Annotated in this window: 19 protein-coding genes; 17 read left to right on the forward strand and 2 right to left on the reverse strand. The window is 49.9% G+C overall.

Annotated elements, in window-relative coordinates; all coding sequences use genetic code 11:
- The first annotated feature begins 15 nt into the window (after positions 1 to 15).
- The 15 genes from truB to B8987_RS14895 all read left to right on the forward strand — a co-directional run bounded on the left by truB (position 16) and on the right by B8987_RS14895 (position 15408).
- On the forward strand, positions 16 to 882 hold the full coding sequence (truB, locus tag B8987_RS14820) for a tRNA pseudouridine(55) synthase TruB (protein WP_037913453.1): 867 nt from the start codon (positions 16 to 18) through the stop codon (positions 880 to 882).
- Between the two features lie 4 nt (positions 883 to 886).
- Complete coding sequence (gene ribF / locus B8987_RS14825) at positions 887 to 1810, forward strand: riboflavin biosynthesis protein RibF (protein WP_020373060.1); 924 nt, start codon at positions 887 to 889, stop codon at positions 1808 to 1810.
- A gap of 279 nt (positions 1811 to 2089) precedes the next feature.
- The gene (gene rpsO / locus B8987_RS14835; RefSeq protein ID WP_020373058.1) at positions 2090 to 2359 is read left to right on the forward strand and encodes a 30S ribosomal protein S15; all 270 of its coding nucleotides are present in this window, start codon (positions 2090 to 2092) and stop codon (positions 2357 to 2359) included.
- Between the two features lie 81 nt (positions 2360 to 2440).
- Positions 2441 to 4642, forward strand: coding sequence for a polyribonucleotide nucleotidyltransferase (locus B8987_RS14840; protein WP_020373057.1), 2202 nt, complete (start codon positions 2441 to 2443; stop codon positions 4640 to 4642).
- A complete protein-coding gene (locus B8987_RS14845) occupies positions 4639 to 5484 on the forward strand; it encodes a deoxyribonuclease IV (protein ID WP_020373056.1) in 846 nt (281 codons plus the stop codon). The genes B8987_RS14840 and B8987_RS14845 overlap by 4 nt, the downstream gene beginning before the upstream one ends.
- A 141-nt stretch (positions 5485 to 5625) precedes the next feature.
- A complete protein-coding gene (locus tag B8987_RS14850; RefSeq protein WP_020373055.1) occupies positions 5626 to 6369 on the forward strand; it encodes a polysaccharide deacetylase family protein in 744 nt (247 codons plus the stop codon).
- A gap of 53 nt (positions 6370 to 6422) precedes the next feature.
- The gene (locus B8987_RS14855) at positions 6423 to 7736 is read left to right on the forward strand and encodes a M16 family metallopeptidase (protein ID WP_081503103.1); all 1314 of its coding nucleotides are present in this window, start codon (positions 6423 to 6425) and stop codon (positions 7734 to 7736) included.
- 23 nt (positions 7737 to 7759) lie between these two features.
- On the forward strand, positions 7760 to 8023 hold the full coding sequence (locus tag B8987_RS14860; RefSeq protein ID WP_020373053.1) for a YlmC/YmxH family sporulation protein: 264 nt from the start codon (positions 7760 to 7762) through the stop codon (positions 8021 to 8023).
- 65 nt (positions 8024 to 8088) lie between these two features.
- Positions 8089 to 8565: a general stress protein gene (locus B8987_RS14865; RefSeq protein ID WP_020373052.1), complete on the forward strand. Its 477-nt coding sequence runs from the start codon at positions 8089 to 8091 to the stop codon at positions 8563 to 8565.
- A 244-nt stretch (positions 8566 to 8809) separates the two neighbouring features.
- Complete coding sequence (locus B8987_RS14870; protein ID WP_020373051.1) at positions 8810 to 9685, forward strand: dipicolinate synthase subunit DpsA; 876 nt, start codon at positions 8810 to 8812, stop codon at positions 9683 to 9685.
- Entirely contained in the window at positions 9682 to 10281 is a 600-nt protein-coding gene (locus tag B8987_RS14875) for a dipicolinate synthase subunit B (protein ID WP_020373050.1), read from the forward strand. Before B8987_RS14870 ends, B8987_RS14875 begins: the two co-directional genes overlap by 4 nt.
- Positions 10282 to 10303: 22 nt before the next feature.
- Entirely contained in the window at positions 10304 to 11305 is a 1002-nt protein-coding gene (locus B8987_RS14880) for an aspartate-semialdehyde dehydrogenase (RefSeq protein WP_020373049.1), read from the forward strand.
- Between the two features lie 12 nt (positions 11306 to 11317).
- Entirely contained in the window at positions 11318 to 12553 is a 1236-nt protein-coding gene (gene dapG, locus B8987_RS14885; RefSeq protein WP_020373048.1) for an aspartate kinase, read from the forward strand.
- Positions 12550 to 13464 (forward strand): 4-hydroxy-tetrahydrodipicolinate synthase, encoded by a 915-nt coding sequence (gene dapA / locus B8987_RS14890; RefSeq protein WP_020373047.1) that lies wholly within the window; start codon positions 12550 to 12552, stop codon positions 13462 to 13464. Before dapG ends, dapA begins: the two co-directional genes overlap by 4 nt.
- Before the next feature lie 264 nt (positions 13465 to 13728).
- Complete coding sequence (locus tag B8987_RS14895) at positions 13729 to 15408, forward strand: ribonuclease J (RefSeq protein ID WP_028962919.1); 1680 nt, start codon at positions 13729 to 13731, stop codon at positions 15406 to 15408.
- A 134-nt stretch (positions 15409 to 15542) separates the two neighbouring features.
- Here B8987_RS14895 and B8987_RS14900 read toward each other — a convergent pair whose 3' ends face one another.
- Both B8987_RS14900 and B8987_RS14905 read right to left on the reverse strand, forming a co-directional pair.
- Positions 15543 to 16016, reverse strand: coding sequence for a hypothetical protein (locus B8987_RS14900; RefSeq protein ID WP_020373045.1), 474 nt, complete (start codon positions 16014 to 16016; stop codon positions 15543 to 15545).
- Positions 16013 to 16378, reverse strand: a complete 366-nt coding sequence (locus tag B8987_RS14905) for a YtrH family sporulation protein (RefSeq protein WP_020373044.1) — start codon at positions 16376 to 16378, stop codon at positions 16013 to 16015. Before B8987_RS14905 ends, B8987_RS14900 begins: the two co-directional genes overlap by 4 nt.
- A 136-nt stretch (positions 16379 to 16514) precedes the next feature.
- Between B8987_RS14905 and B8987_RS19710 the strand changes: the two genes are divergently transcribed.
- Together B8987_RS19710 and B8987_RS14915 are read left to right on the forward strand one after the other, a co-directional pair.
- Complete coding sequence (locus B8987_RS19710) at positions 16515 to 16769, forward strand: hypothetical protein (protein WP_020373043.1); 255 nt, start codon at positions 16515 to 16517, stop codon at positions 16767 to 16769.
- A complete protein-coding gene (locus tag B8987_RS14915; protein WP_020373042.1) occupies positions 16744 to 17550 on the forward strand; it encodes a ClpP family protease in 807 nt (268 codons plus the stop codon). Before B8987_RS19710 ends, B8987_RS14915 begins: the two co-directional genes overlap by 26 nt.
- Position 17551: the final 1 nt, after the last annotated feature.

Raw genomic sequence — 17551 nt, forward strand, 5'->3', positions numbered from 1 at the left:
AACTGAGGGATTGTTGTGCCAAGTGGATTTTTAAACGTCTATAAACCGGTGGGGATGTCCTCTCACCAAGTGATTCAGGAAATTCGGCGGATAACCGGGCAAAGGCAAGTTGGACATGCCGGGACGCTCGACCCAATGGCAGAAGGGGTCTTACCCGTCGCCATTGGGTCCTACACGCGTCTTTTAGAGTGGACAAATCTACAACCGAAGGTATATCAGGCGGAAATGAGTTTTGGAGCCCAAACCCACAGCGGCGATCGTGCCGGTTATCGAGTTGCCGAATCAGGGCCTCCCTATCCCAATAGAGATCAGATAGAGGAAGCGATTTTGTGGTTGCAGGGCGAGATCCGGCAATTTCCGCCTCAAGTCTCTGCATTAAAGCAAAATGGCCGGAGAGCTTATGACGCGGTGAGGCAGGGCGAGAGCGTATGGCTTGGGCCAAGACCCACGGTGATTGATCACATTCGCGTCGTGGACGGGAACAATTGCTCTTGGACCTTAGAATTTATTGTAGGTCCAGGAACTTATATCCGAGCTATTGTGCGAGATTTGGGTTTTTTGCTTGGTCAAGCCGCGACCATGCGCTCCTTGATTCGAACCCGAGTTGGGCACTTTACGGTTGAGAGGGCTTACCATCTGGAACAGATTAAAAACGATCCCGATTGGTCTCGGGCTTTGCTCACCGGTACGGCCATGTTGACGATCCCAAGCGTTGCCGTCAATAGTCAGCAACGACGTGATCTGATTCACGGAAAATATTCAGGAATTCCCCATCTTGAGGATTTTCACGGTATTATGGGATTAACCTATGAAGGCCAGGTTGTGGCGGTCATTGAAGGCCCACCTTGGCGCTTTCGCAAAGTTCTGGCAAAGGACGAGTAAAAGCATGGAACTTTTGACGGGACCTGGTCCCGGCGTTTCAACAGTCGTGATTATTGGGAATTTTGATGGTGTGCATTTGGGACATCAGGCGTTGATACATCAGGCGAAAGAAATTGGGGCGATGCATGGTTGGCCCGTGGTGGCATTAACATTTGACCCACACCCTTCTTTGGTTTTGCGGCCCAATCCCCCCAAACACTATTTGATTACCCCCCGGGATTTAAAATTGCACTGGTTAGATCATTATGGGGTGGATTTTGTTCGAGTCCTATCATTTGACCACAATTTGGCGATGGTTCCGCCCATGGCGTTTTTGGCATTAGAAGTGCAGCAAAAACTTCAGGCACAGGCGGTTGTGGTGGGTTACAATTTTACCTTTGGGGCAGGAGGGCTAGGAACCGCTGAGACATTAAAGCAATGGGGAGCTGCCTCCCATGTGAAAGTCCGGATTGTGGAACCGGTTAACGCCGATTCGGTGGTCGTCTCAAGTTCTGCCATTCGCGAGCATATTTCTCAGCGCCACATTGACAAGGCTAACGAGTTACTGGGACACCCGTTTAGTGTTCAGTCAGTGGTCTATCATGGCGAAGGTCGGGGTTCAACGATTGGCATTCCCACGCTCAATCTCTTGCCTGTGGAGCAACAAATTATGCCACCTTTTGGTGTCTATGCAGGTTACGTGACGATTGGCGAGGCGAATAATGCGCTTTTGCCCGCTGTCGCTAACTGGGGAATTCGCCCTACATTTGGCGGCCACAAGCCTGTGTTGGAGGTTCATGTGATTGATCAGACACTTCCTGATCTTCATGATAACGTGGTGCGATTTGACTTTCAGCAGGCACTCCGGTCGGAGCAGAAGTTCGAATCGGTGGATGAATTGATTCGGCAAATCCATTATGATGTCGATCGGGCACGTCAGTTGCTCTAAAAATAGCAGCATGATACAATAAAGTGTCTTTGGATTGGAGGAAGCTCAATGCAAACGGAGACCTGGCAGGGAATGGTCAGCAAAATTGCGGCCATTTGCGTGACAGGCGAATTTAAGCGCTTGCAGCGTCAACTGGAAGAGCTTTAGCGGCGGGCAGGAGTTACCCAACCAGCAGTACAGGCTTATCAGGACGCATTGCTCTCCATCTTAGCAGAGGATGAAGACATGGGCGCGTTTTTTAACGCGCATTAAGTGGTTGTTCAGAAAGGGGGGAAATCGATGGCCCTAGAAGCAAAAGAAAAGCAGGCCATCATTGCGGCTAACCGGCTGCATGAATCGGACACGGGGTCGCCAGAAGTTCAGGTGGCGCTGTTAACCCAGCGCATTACAGAACTCACTGAGCACTTGAAGGTACACAAAAAGGACCATCACTCCCGTCGCGGTCTCCTGACAATGGTCGGGCACCGTCGGGCGTTATTGAATTACCTGCGAAAAACTGACAGCGCACGGTATCATGCTCTGATAGAACGGTTGGGATTGCGTCGATAGAGCGGGACTATCCCGCTCTTTTTTCCAACTATCGATGACAATACGCTTAGGTTTGGATTGATGGAGTACAGGAGGGTACATATGGAGGCTATCACTACCGACTTTTTGGTAGGCGGCCGCACTTTGACACTGGAAACCGGAAAAATGGCCCGACAAGCCAATGGTTCGGTGGTTGTCCGGTACGGAGATACCGTCGTGCTCGTGACCGTTGTCTCGTCGCGAGAACCCAAAGAAAACTATGATTTTTTCCCATTGACGGTCGACGTGGAAGAACGTCTTTATGCCGTTGGCAAAATCCCTGGCGGATATATTAAACGCGAAGGCAGGCCGAGTGAGTCGGCCATTTTGGCGGCGCGATTGACGGACCGCCCAATTCGTCCGTTATTTCCGGAAGGGTTACGCAATGAAGTGCATGTCGTGGTGAGTATATTATCCGTAGATTATGATCATTCCCCAGAAATTTGCGGCATGATCGGGGTTTCTGCGGCACTGAGTATTTCTGACATCCCATTTGATGGGCCGATTGGGGCTGTTCAGGTGGGCTATGTGGATGGTCAATTTATTATTAATCCTACGGCTGAACAGGAAAAGAAGAGCGATCTCAAACTGATGATTGCTGGCACCTACGATGCAATTCTGATGATTGAAGCGGGGGCCAATATTGTTCCTGAATCGGTCATGTTAGACGCCATACTCTTTGGGCACGAGGAAATTCGGCGCATTATTGAAGGGGTTCGCCGTTTTCAAGAGATTGCGGGCAAACCCAAAGCGGATTATCCGTTATTCCTGCCTTCGCCTGAATTGATGGCAGCAACCCGAGAACTGGCATGGGACAAGCTGCTAGAAGCGATGCGCAATACCGATAAACAGCAGCGCGGTGCCGATATCGAACAAGTCAACAAAGAAATCACACAAATGCTTCTGGATCGGTTCCCAGAAGAAGAATCGATGATTGCCACCAGTTTAAAGAAAGTGCTGAAAGAGGTTGTGCGCCATGCCATCATTCACGACGGCATCCGTCCCGACGGCAGGGCATTCGACGAAATCCGCCCGATTTCGATAGAAGTTGGCGTGTTGCCACGCGTGCATGGAACCGGTCTCTTTACCCGTGGCCAAACCCAAGCCTTAACGGCAATGACCTTGGGACCGTTATCCGACCAGCAAATGTTGGACGGCATTGGTGTCGAAGAATCGCGCAGGTACATGCATCACTACAATTTCCCACCGTTTGCGACCGGAGAAGCTGGACCAATGCGCGGCCCTAACCGCCGAGCCATTGGTCATGGAGCCTTGGCTGGCCGGGCTTTGGAGCCGGTTATTCCCTCAGAGGAAGAGTTCCCTTACACCTTAAGATTGGTGTCGGATATCCTCGAGTCGAACGGTTCGAGCTCGATGGCATCGGTGTGTGGGAGCACTCTGGCGTTAATGGATGGCGGTGTACCCATTTCGGCTCCTGTAGCCGGTATCGCTATGGGTTTGGTGAAGAATGACGAAGGTATGGTGATTTTAACCGATATTCAAGGGTTAGAAGATGCCTTGGGGGATATGGACTTTAAGGTGGCCGGTACGCGTGAAGGAGTCACGGCTATCCAGATGGATATTAAAATTCACGGACTCGACCGTCAAATTCTAGAGACAGCCTTGCAACAAGCTAAGAAAGCGCGACTGCAGATTCTAGATATGATTGAGGCGGTCATTCCGGAGCCCCGTAAAGAATTATCCCTGCATGCCCCCCGCATTTTAACCATGACCATTGACCCGGACAAAATTCGAGATGTGATTGGACCGGGTGGGAAAACGATCAATAAGATTATTGAGAGCACCAAAGTCGGCGATAAAAAAGTGGACATCGATATTCAAGATGATGGTACGATTTACATTGCCGCAATTAATCAAGACGTGGCGCAACGCGTCCAAAAAATGATCGAAGATCTCACTCGCAGTGTGCAAGTCGGCGAAGTTTTTGAAGGCCGGGTGACGCGGATTATGAATTTCGGGGCGTTTGTCGAAATTCTTCCGGGTAAAGAAGGGCTTGTGCATATTTCGCAACTGTCCTATAACCGGGTCAACAAGGTCGAAGATGTTGTGTCAGTAGGCGATATGTTGACGGTGAAAGTGATTGAGATTGATAGCGCAGGACGGATTAACTTGTCGCATAAAGACACCTTGCCCGTTCCCGAAGGCTATGAACCGCCGAAAGCGCGGTCGAGTCACGAGCGCGAGCGTACGTCGTCACATCGGTCATCATCCCACGGAACCCCAAAGCGTGATTCCGCCAAATGATTGTTCTTGGCGGCCAACTGTCGACAGCAAAAGGTCTTGATTATGCTATTTTTCATGCTGCACAGTACGGACTTGGCACGCTACAAGTTTTTTCAAGAAGTCCAGTGGGAGGACAAAGTAAACCACTTCCCAAAACGGGGACGGTAACGGGCTGGTTGGAGCAGGCCCACATCCGCCCGTTTTTTGTTCATGCCCCTTATTTCGTCAATCCGGCGGCAACGGAGCCCCTGATGAAAAACCGCGCGCGCGTTGTTTTGAGTGAAGAGATGATCCGGGTCAAGCGTCTTCATGGTGACTACTTGATTCTTCATCCGGGGCATCAACAAGAGACCTCTATTGAAGAATCTTTAGATGCCCTTAGTCAAACGATTCGGTATATCCTAAAAAAACCGGGATTTGTTTTAATCGAGAATGCTGCCGGACAAGGTCGCGAACTGGGTGCCAGTTTAGATGACTTAGCCCGATTGTTTGCTCACTTGGGCCGCCTGCGCCGGGTTGGCTTTCTTCTAGACACAGCCCACGCCATGGCTTTTGGCTATGCCCTCACCACGGCGGACGATGTGTCGAGATTCTTTGACCAACTCGACCAAAAAATTGGTCTGAAACGGCTGAAAGGCATTCATTTAAATGACAATATGTATCCCATCGGCACGAAGCGGGATCGCCATGCCCATTTGCTAACCGGGCAGATGCACCCAGAAGGGCTAAAGAAACTCTTGGCGCTTGCGAATGGGCAGAACTGGCCTATCATTTTAGAAACACCGGGCAAGGATATGGTTGCGCGGCATCAAGACCTTGAAGTGATTGCACAACTCACGGGTCACGAGCTGAAGATGTCCTAGCTCGCCACAAGGGAGATCTTTGGCCCACCACCCATGGATGCTCACAGTTCAGGAAAAACCCGGCTTAGGGGTTCTAGTATGAAGGAACTTGTCATAGGACAAGTGAGAACCCAACGATAGTCGGGAAGGAGATATTTCCTGATGTGGATTAAAGTGATATCCTTGCGCTCCCCTACAGCCAAACTGGTATCCTTACTGGCCATTTTCTTTGCCAGTATCCTGATTTTTAAAACGCCCGCTCCTACCAGTGTGCCCGTAAAAGCCTCCATTCCTGGACCCGTGTACCGTGTGATAACCTCTGAGCGCGCGATGGCGCTCACCATTAATGTGGTGTGGGGCACTGAGTATGTTCCGAAACTTTTGGACGTGTTAATGCATTATCATGTCAAAGCGACATTTATGGTCGGAGGGGTTTGGGCCAAAAATCACCCGCAGCTCGTACAAGAAATGGTTCGTGATGGCATGCAAGTTGGCAATCACGGCTGGGCTCATGGCCATCCTGCCAATATGTCGGTGGCTGAAAATCTCACCGATATTGCCAAAACCAATGACGCGGTGAAACACGCTGCGAATGTCGTGCCCACCGTTTACGCTCCGCCTTATGGCGAACTTGGCACAGCTGTGCTGACTGCAGCTGCCGAACTGCACATGCCCGTGATTATGTGGACAATCGATACGATTGACTGGAGACCCTCCTCGGACGTGCCGTATATGGTTAACAAGGTTTTGCAAAAGGCCCAGCCTGGGGCCATCGTGTTGATGCATCCTACGAACCGGACTGTGGAAGCCTTGGGGCAGATTATCCAGGGTTTGCAAAGTCAAGGATATCATCTGGTGACAATATCGGCGTTACTAAAAATGGGTATTCCCACGGGTGATGGCTAAGCCTTACTCAAACTGGTTCGTCTGTGAGGCATTTGGTATGATGTGAGGGATAGTTGGCGTCTTCACAGGATAGCCAAAATGCTCGAGCCATGAAAGGTAGGAGAATAGCAATAAATTATTTAACCACGTTGCCTTCGGGAATGTCGGTGATCTGGGATGACTATGGATCATTGGGCACAACCGCAATCGCGTTTTACGTGAGAGTGGGATCTCGTGATGAACATGGTCATCAATATGGGGCCGCTCACTTTTTGGAACATGCTGTCTTTAAAGGGGCGGGTCCCTGGTCGGCACGGGATATCGCGAACTTGCAAGATCAGCTGGGTGGCGAAATTAACGCGTTTACGACGCGCGATTATACCGTCTATTATGCGAAAGTCTTAGCGTCCAAAGCTCCTCAAGCCTTGCATCTATTATGGACGTTAATTAGCGATCCCTGGCTAGACGATAACGATATTGGTAAGGAACGGCAGGTGATTTTGGAAGAATTACTGGAAGCCCAGGACGACTTGGAAGACCGCTCTGGGGAACTGTATATGGCTGCGTTATTCCCTGACCCGGATTTTCATCACGATGTGTTGGGAACCAAAGAGAGTTTAATGCACTTTGATGGGCGCCAGTTGCGAAACTTCTATCATCAGTTTTATTTTCCCAGCAATATTGTTCTCGTGTTGAGCGGGGAAGGCGTCGATGCCTTACGGGAACAGGTGCAAGAATATCAGTGGCCGCTGCGTCCACAAGGGTTACCGACACCCAGAAAACCGTTAGCAGTGATGCCACGAATCCAGTTATTGCGCCAAGCAGGGGAACAAGTGCATTTGACCATGGGCGTTCCGGCACCTCCCTTGGGTCATGTTGAATATGATGCCACATTGATTTTGAGCACAATTTTGGCGGGACAAAACTCATCGCGTCTTTGGCAACGGTTACGGGAAGATGAAGGGCTCGTGTACACGGTTTCGTCTTCCTACTCGGCTTTAAAAGATTGGGCGGAATTATCTATTTATATGGCTCTTTCTCCTCGGTCTGTGCCCCGGGCATTAGAAGCCGTTCGTGAAGAAATTCAGTTGCTAATGCATGAACCCCCATCCTTGGAGGAACGCGAATGGGCACTCACCCAAGCCGAAACGTCTATGGCATTTGCCATGGAAACTCCAGATGGCCGAATGATGCGGCTTGGGCCTTACGGTCTTTATGGATGGGTTCCTCTGGATCCCAAGGAGCGTCTAGCCCAATTAGAACAGGTTACTTGCGCCGACATTACAGCCCTGGCTCAGCAGTTATTTTCCCAAAATCCGTGGGCCCTGGCAGCTTGTGGTCCCATTGGCAGCATCGAGCAGGTACTAGAAGGAGGCTTTAGCGCATAAGTTTTCCCAAGGAGGGACGCCTTATGCGTTTCAGTGAACTGGCCTCAAAAGAAATTATTAATTTGTCCAATGGCAGTCGTTTAGGGCCTTTAGGAGACACTGATTTAGAAATTGATCCCGAAAATGGTGCGATCCAGGCGATTTTGGTTCCACCGAGGGGGCGATTTGGGCGTCAAATTCAACAACCCACACAGATTCCTTGGCGATCCATTAGACGCATTGGGCCCGAAGTGATGATTGTTGATTTAGATGATGATCTTTCACCACACGCAGATTCTCAAAATTGATAGCCTCTTTTTTCGTGTGGCGGACATACTAACTCCGACCACGTGCGAAAAGGAGGGATACTAACGTGGAGAAAACTGTCGTGGGTGCATTTAAAAACCATGATGATGCTGAAAAAACCGTCGATGAATTAAAGAAACGCGGTGTTCCAGAGAAAGATATTTCTTTGGTTGCCCGCCATGATGGCCATACCCAAGCTGGCCATCCGGACAGTGACATGCACAATCTGTCCAGTGGGATTGGTTGGGGCGGTACCTTAGGTGGGGTGACCGGCCTTTTGGCCGGTGTCGGCGCCTTGGCAATTCCCGGGGTCGGCCCCATTATCGCAGCAGGGCCTTTGGCAGCCACGCTTACGGGGGCTGTGGCTGGGGGGCTTGCGGGTGCTTTGATGGATTATGGCATTCCGAGCAACGAAAGCCATGAATATGAGACCCGTTTAAAAGAGGGTGATGTGCTCTTGATGGTGCGAGCCGATGCGCCTGAAGTAGACAAAGCGAAGAAACTCTTCCAAGAGCATGGAGCGTCTGATATTCACGTCCACTAACTAGAGTCGCTGGCAGCAGATCCGGGAGTATATCTCCCGGATTTTTTTCTTTTCTGCATGGTAATTTATGGAACCGAAAAAATCGGAACGGTCTAGCTATTCCTTCCGTATAGTGAGCCAAGAAGAGTAACTGGGGTTCCCCCTTGATAAATGGGGAATGACTCACAACCCCTGTCATTTAACCAGGAAGATAGGTCATTTTGTATATACCCATTTCGGGTGAACGAGGAAGGATGAGAACACTGTGTCAACACAAGTAGTCGTGGCTGGCGGAGATGCTCGCGACGTATGGCTATGCCGTTTTTTAGAGGACCAAGGATTTGTTGTTAAGTCCTTTGGTTTTCATGCCGATCATGTTGAACCCTTTCATCCCGGTGAGAAAGCCCCTCACATTTTTATTGGGCCGATGACGGGCATTCGTGCCGATGGCTCGATGACCACGATGGACGGTCAGGTCACCCTGACATTAGACATTCTAAGGGCGATGGGAGAAGGAGCTGTTGTAGCGGCTGGATTAATTGCCTCGCCAGTCAAAGAGAAAGCGCAGGATTTAGGGCTGAGAACAATAGAATACCGCAATCAAACGACCTTTATGTGGCTGAATGCGGTTCCTACAGCGGAAGGTGCCATTAAATCAGCAATCGGACGGTCCGGATTTACCCTATATCACCGGCCCATTGCTATTTTAGGTTTTGGACGGGTCGGATCCATATTGGCTTTACGTCTTCAGGCGTATGGTGCCATTGTCGAAATTTTTGACCGGTCAGTCGAAAAACGCGCAATGGCCTCAGCCATGGGGTTTCCCGTTCATCCCTTGGACCCACGCTGGTGCCCTCCCGTCGATGGCGTGTTTAACACCATTCCGGCTCCCGTCTTGACCAGTGAATGGGCGGAAGCGACAGATCCTGCCTGGATTATTGATCTCGCCTCTAAACCGGGCGGTTTACACCCCGAGGTGGCCAATAGCCCCGCTGTTTTGTCCCGATACGAATCGTATTTGGGAGTGCCTGGTCACATTGCCCCGCGAAGAGCGGCTGAAATCATTTGGGAGACACTGGCATTTATTCTGCAAGACAAGACGGATCGGGTCACACATCCGAAGAGGGGGTCAACAATATGAACGAAAAAGAACTAGCCGGCATAAAAATTGGGGTGGCAATGGCCGCTTCCCATTGCAATATGCATCGTGCTGTCGCTACAATGAGAATATTGGTTGAGCACGGAGCGATTGTGACACCCATTGTGTCGCCATCAATATTACATGTTTCGACTCGGTTCGGGTCCCCGGATTATTGGAAAGACGAAATTACGAAGGCAACCGATCAGCCAATTTTGACAACCATTCCGGAAGTCGAACCCAGTGGACCGAAACATTGGTTTGATATTGTGGTGGTCATGCCGTGTACAGGGAATACGTTGGCCAAAATTGCTAACGCCATAAACGATTCACCTGTCACGATGACCGTTAAGGCGCAATTGCGCAATGGGGGTCCTGTTTTATTGGCTATCACGTCCAACGACCTTTTGGGGATGAATGCGATGAATTTGGGGAGGCTCCTCAGTGCACGCAACATCTATTTTGTACCATTTGGTCAGGATGATCCAATACGTAAGCCGCGCTCATTGGACGCACATTTAGAACTCATCATCCCATCTATTCAGGCGGCATTGAAACACGAACAAGTGCAGCCCATTTTAGTGCCATGGGATCGATAATAACAAGGGAGTGAATGTTCCGGTGAAAGGCGTGCGGGTCGCAATTTTGGGAGCAACGGGTCTCGTGGGACAAAAAATCTTGGAAATTCTTGCAGAGCGAGAGTTTCCTGTGAGAAGCCTGACGGCTTTGGCTACGGAAGGCCATGGAAGAACCGTCCGCTTTCGCGGCGAGGAGATACCCGTTCGCGGTGTAGAATCGATGGATTGGTCCAGCGTTGACGTGGCCTTTTTCGCAGCGAGTACTGAGGCCAGTCGCACCTATGCTCCCATTGCTACGGCCCATGGGGTAACAGTTGTAGACAAGTCGAGTTATTTTCGTATGGATCCCTTAGTGCCCTTGGTCGTGCCTGAAGTCAATATGGATGCCGTAGGTGATGCCCGGCTAATCGCCTCGCCCAATTGCTCGACGATTCAAATGGTGGTGGCATTAGAGCCTATTCGTCGTGAATACGGCTTGAAACGGGTGATTGTATCAACATACCAAGCCGTTTCCGGAACAGGACGCGAAGCGATGGAGACGTTGACCAAGGAAACGCATGAGGTGCTCGAACATCACACGGTTATTCCGACAACCTATCCCACGCCTATCGCGTTTAACGTGTTACCCTATTGTGACAAGTTTGGTGACGACGACTATACGGGTGAGGAATGGAAATTGACGCGGGAGACGCAAAAGATTTTCCGAATGTCTCTTCCGGTGAGTGCCACTGCAGTGAGAGTTCCAGTCTATATTTCACACGCAGAATCTGTCTACATTGAAACCGAAAAATCCTTTGAGGTTTCTTCCGTTCGTGAACTCTTGGCGCACTCTCCGGGACTTCGTGTTGTTGATGATCCCGCTCAGGGTGTGGTCCCGATCCCCTTGGATGCGGCTGATCAAGATTTAGTATTGGTTGGCCGGATACGCCGCGATTTGTTTGTCGACAATGGGCTACACATGTTTGTGGTTGCCGATAACCTTCGCAAAGGTGCGGCGACCAATGCAATTCAAATCGTGGAATCTCTTCTGTCACGATGGGCATAGAGGAGGACGGGTGTGGCAATCGTTATACAGAAATTTGGTGGGACATCAGTTCGTGATGCTAGCCGCCGCGATGTGGTTGCGCAATGGGTAGTCAAAGCGATTGAAGCGGGCGACCAGGTTGTGGTGGTGGTCTCGGCCATGGGACGACGTGGCGACCCCTATGCAACTGACACGTTGCTCGATTTAATCACCGACGCGGATCTCACCCCAGCTGCGGAACGTGATCTGTTGTTGTCCTGTGGGGAAATTATTAGTGCCGTCGTTCTGGCTTCGCATCTTAGACGCCAGGATATTCCTGTGAAAGTCTTGACGGGCGGGGAAGCCGGCATTATTACCGATGGTAATTTTGGTGATGCCAGAATTTTGGAAGTGCAGCCTAAAGTCTTGCAGAATCTTCTTCAAGACGGCGTTGTTCCTGTTGTGGCAGGGTTTCAAGGGCGAACTGTGGAAGGACGAGTGACCACGTTAGGACGAGGGGGTTCTGATACCACTGCCGTGGCCCTAGGAGCGGCCCTGCATGCGGTTGTTGTCGACATTTTTACTGATGTTGATGGGATTAAAACCGCCGACCCGCGAATTGTGCCCGATGCCCGGACGATTTCACAATTGGATTACGATGAAATTTTTCAGTTGGCTAATTTGGGTGCGCGGGTCATTCATCCACGAGCCGTGGAGATTGGACGGCAATTTTCCGTGCCTATTCGCGTTCGATCGACGTTTTCTGAATCCCAGGGAACACTTATTGCTCCCGGACAGGGAACGCTAGATCCCTGGGGACATCGCGATCCCGATCATGCCGTAACCGGGATTACCCAATTAGATCATTTGATGCAATTTCGGGTCACGCCGCCTCCAGCTATGCACAAAGATTGGGCATACCACCTATTTATGTCATTAGGGGAAAACGGAGTCTCGGTGGATTTGATCAATTTGTTTCCTGACCAAGTTTACTTTTGTGTTCCCCCTGAGAAAACGCAGATTACCGAGCAGACCTTAAAGGATATCGGATTTGGCTATGAAGCCTATGATGACCGCGCTAAGGTTTCAATTGTTGGTTCAGCGATTCAAGGATTGCCAGGAGTCGTCGGTCGGGTAATGGCAGCCATGGCACAATCCCAGATTGAAATTTTGCAATCGGCCGATTCACATTCCACCATTACCCTATTGCTGCACCGCCGCAATATGGAAAAGGCGGTGGCAGCTTTACACAAACAATTTCATTTGGACGAGGAGGTGCCAAAAACATGATGTGGCCACGAATTTTCACAGCAATGGTGACCCCTTTCACTGAAGAGGGAGAGATTGACACGGAGGCTGCCGCCGGACTAGCCCGATACCTTCGGGACAATGGGTCCGGCGGTTTGATTTTGGCAGGATCGACGGGTGAAGCGTTTAGTTTAACGGCCAATGAACGCAAAACGCTGTACGACGCGGTGAGGCAGGCCGTTCATCATGACATTCCTGTATGGATCGGGACCGGAACTAATGATACGCGAACGACGATTGCACTGTCCATGGAAGCCGCATCGTGGGGAGCCGATGGCATCTTATTGGTATCGCCGTATTACAATAAGCCGACGCCAGAGGGACTTCTTGCGCATTATACCAACGTTGCCCGGCACGTAAGCTGTCCAATGATGCTTTACAACGTGCCGGGCCGAACGGCCAGCATGGTGGATGCGAACACGATTGTAACGATTAGCCAACAAGTCCCTGTCCCGTTTGCTGTTAAAGAAGCATCCGGTTCGCTGGACCAAATTATGCGGCTACGTGCGGGATTATCCGCTGATGTTCCCATTTATTCGGGAGACGATGGATTGTATTTACCCTCATTGGCCTTGGGAATCCATGGAGTCGTTTCCGTGGCATCTCACGTGGTAGGCACGGAAATGATGGAGATGACCGAACTTTTCCTGCGGGGGGATATTCGCGCCGCTCAAAGTCTCCATAATGATTTGTGGCCCCTGTTTAAAGCGTTATTCGTGGTTTCAAATCCGCTGCCCTTAAAGTGGCTGCTATCACAGTTACATTTCATTCGTCCTGTCGTTCGCTCCCCCTTGGTTATGCCTGCGGATAACGTTTTTGCCTCGTTGTGGGCTGCCTATCTAAAGACCAAACACTTATCGTCCCTATCGCCCACCAAGAGGGCACAGGCTTAAGCCTTAGGAGGTGAAGGGAATGTCTTGTCGTCGCCGAGTAGGCCAAGACTCACTGAAATTGATTATCAGCGATTGCATGCAGGGATGTAAGCGAGTTATACTATTGGTAACGACTTAGTGCTCGGTGGTAAATAGGTGTGAGCGGGTTGGCACAGGACGGGACGGGGGCCAATACCGCCGCCTCAAATCAATTGCCCCTGGCATAAGTCCCTAGCCGGACGGCTAGGGGCATTTTGATGTGCTCCGTGTGCGGAAAAATAGGAGGTGGGGAAACTGGCACGCCCAGGACCCGGAAAGTTACAATTTATTCCCTTAGGGGGATTAGGTGAAATCGGAAAAAATTTATCTGCTGTCGTCTATGGCAATGACATCATTTTAATCGACTGCGGATTAGCATTTCCAGAACCTGATATGCCCGGAATTGATCTGGTATTACCCGATATCACGTATTTACTAGAAAACAAAGACCGTGTTCGTGCGATTTTCTTAACACACGGCCATGAAGACCATATCGGCGGAATTCCTTATTTCTTGAAACAGATTCAAGTCCCGATTTATGGTACGCGCTTGACTTTAGGCATCGTGGAGATGAAATTGCAAGAACATCAAATTAGTCTCCATCCTAAGTCTCATCCCGTGGACCCGGGAGACACCATTCGCGTCGGAAGCTTTTCCGTTGAATTTTTCCGTGTTAACCATTCAATTCCGGATGCGACCGGTCTCATTATTCGAAATCCGGTTGGTACCATTGTTCATACTGGTGACTTCAAGTTTGACCACACCCCCGTCGATGGCCACGTTGCGGACTTTCATAAATTGGCGCAAGTGGGTTCAGAAGGGGTGTTATTGTTATTAGCGGACAGTACCAATGCGGAGAGGCCGGGCTATACACCTTCTGAAAAAACGGTAGGGAAGACCTTAGACCGGATTATTGAGCAAGCGACGGGGCGTGTCTTAGTATCCTCGTTTGCTTCGCAGGTTCACCGTATTCAACAGGTGGTGGAATCGGCCGTACGCCATGGCCGGCACGTAGCGGTTGTGGGTCGCAGTATGGAAAACGTTGTGCAAAAAGCGACTGAACTCCATTACCTCGACTTTCCCGAAGGCACCTGGATGTCTTTGGATAACATCTTGAAACAACCGGCCAACAAAACATTAATTTTGACAACGGGCTCTCAAGGAGAACCCATGTCGGCTTTGACTCGGATGTCAACATCAGACCATAAAAAGGTCGAAATCATGTCCGGGGATACGGTCATTATTTCAGCGACGGCGATCCCTGGTAATGAGAAAATGGTCGCACGGACAGTGAATAACTTGTACCGTCTTGGAGCCGAGGTGTATTATGGGCCCAATATTGGGATTCATGTATCCGGTCATGCTTGCCAAGAAGAGCTGAAACTCATGTTGAACTTGGTCAAGCCGAAATTCTTTATTCCGGTACACGGAGAATATCGTCATCTTGTGCATCATGCGCAGCTTGCCCGTGAAGTGGGTATTGACCCATCTCATGTCCTTATTGGAGAAAATGGGACGGTTTTTGAGTTAACTAAAGATTCAGCTCAAATAGTGGGGCAGGTTCCTGCCGGCAAAGTCCTAGTTGACGGCTTTGGCGTGGGTGATGTAGGCAATATTGTCCTGCGTGATCGCAAACAACTATCCAACGACGGGATATTAATTGTGGTCGTGGGAATGGATGCCCAATCTGGTCTCCTCGTTTCAGGACCCGATATTGTTTCCCGTGGATTTGTTTATGTCAGAGAATCCGAAGCCCTACTTGATGAAGCCAGGTCGCGGGTTAAATCAGCTTTAACGGCGATGGAAGGTGGCAATCTCAGCGAATGGTCGGCCATTAAAGCACTCGTGCGAGATACATTAGGACGGTTTTTGTGGGACCGGACCAAACGGCGTCCCATGATTTTGCCCATAATCATGGAAGTCTAAGACTATTTTTCTTGACCCCCAGGATCGATTTTTCCGTTGATGGAACGGATCCTGGGGGTCAATTGTCTGTTAACACCCGCTTTTTCTCGTTATTGCGGCTGGTCAGGAAATCTATTTTTTTGAATCTCGGGGAATTACAAGGACTGGGCGGAAGGATCAGGAGATACCGAAATGATTAATTCGGTATGAGGACCTAATAATAAGGCGTGTACCCGAATTTGGTACAGACGCGTGCCAATGACAATAATGCGGTTGTTGAACAAATGATAAATTACGGGTAACTTCAAATATTGCAGGGATAGCCCAAGAAGCGCTTGTGTATAAGGAGCCATCGCTTCAATCACGTCGTCTTTGGGTACCGGACTCTTGAGAATGTTTACAGCAATATCTTGGATATACAGTTGCGTTTCCGATTTGCGATTGATGGTTCCTAATTCATTTTTTAATTGGTTCGCCTCCTTCTTCCAGTAATTAGCTTCCATATGCCATTTTTCCAAGGCGGATGCTGTCTGCATCCTTTCCTGGGCGGTCACACCTTGCATCAAAGACAGGCCGGTTAAAAGGCCTAAAGTAAATGCTGACCAATACCCTAATCGTACAATCTTCATGGCTTTCCAAGCTGGCTTAATAGCCAATATCCACTTTGTGCTCCGAAATAAGCCATAGTAATAGCCAGGCCATCCCGCAAGATGGATGGAATGGCCCGTGCAGACAATCCCCGTTCCAGATTTTCCAACGCCGTCAGTGTTCCACCAATAGCGATGGCAACCGCCCAGATGCGTATACGGTAAGCGGTGCTAGCAGGATCTTGAGCGCCTTTTCCTGCCATCCACAGGCCCAAAGCGCCTAACAAACCGCCTCCTAAAGTTACACCCAATGCGAGGAAATATGGGGGAACGCCGACACGAATGAGTTTTGTCACATATTGGATAATATCAGGCCAAATTTGTGTCAAGGTTGCCCACCGCATCTTCGCCACCTCTTTAGTACAAGATTATGTTGTCGGTGAGGATCTATCCCTAGGTTTGGGAAAATTTAGTCACCATTTGATCTCGGGGATTGATGGCCCCAAGACACAGTATCTGTTGTGAATCGGAGCTTGGTTCATGGTTCGTGACTTACGGGTGATCATCGCTTGTATTGCGCCCGTTTATACCTGGGGTTCCCATGCTCAAACACTGATGCTCATTGTACGCCCAAATGGCCTAAAGTCTTGTGATGGCGAACCGTTTGGAGAAAACGTCGACCACAAAACGATTTTGAGAGGAAAAGAATTTTGGGACCGTATGAAAGCCTTGGTTTGTCAAACACTACGAATGAAGGAGGGTAATGCGATTGCGACATTCCAGTTATCAGATTAGTGAAGAGGCAGAGGAACCGCAGGTGACAGAGCCAGCCAAGAAAAGGCGACAAGATCCCACCGAAAATATTCAGGAATTGGGTACAACTAAAGTGCCGACGGCTAAGTCCCGAATCCACACGATGGTGATCATTGGTCAAATTGAAGGGCATGTCGTGCTGCCTTCGCAAAATAAGACCACAAAATATGAACATGTGATTCCCCAATTAGTAGCCATTGAAGAAAGCAAGGATATCAAAGGTCTTCTCTTAATTTTAAACACGGTCGGTGGTGACGTGGAGGCTGGTCTGGCACTTGCGGAGATGATTGCCAGTCTCTCGAAGCCGTCGGTGTCTTTGGTTTTAGGGGGTGGGCATTCCATTGGCGTGCCCGTTTCGGTGGCAACGACTTACAGTTTCATTGCTCCCACGGCAACCATGACAATTCATCCTATACGCATGAATGGGTTGGTCATCGGCGTGCCACAAACCTATGAGTATTTGGACAAAATGCAAGATCGGGTGGTGAATTTCGTCACCAACCATTCGCACATTTCGGAGAGCCATTTCCGGGAACTCATGTTTCGCACGGGCGAATTGGCTCGGGATATTGGCACCGTTTTGGTGGGCAAAGATGCTGTGGATGCAGGATTAATCGATGAAGTGGGAGGAATCGACCAGGCTCTTCGCCATCTTAACATGCTTATTGACGCGAAAAATTCCCGATCTGTTCGTAAGGCGCGGACGGAAAAAAAGGATGACAAGGACAAAACCGAAAAACCAGACAAACGGGAGGTTCACTAAT

The organism is Sulfobacillus thermosulfidooxidans DSM 9293 (assembly GCF_900176145.1).
GTDB classification, from domain to species: Bacteria; Bacillota; Sulfobacillia; order Sulfobacillales; family Sulfobacillaceae; genus Sulfobacillus; species Sulfobacillus thermosulfidooxidans.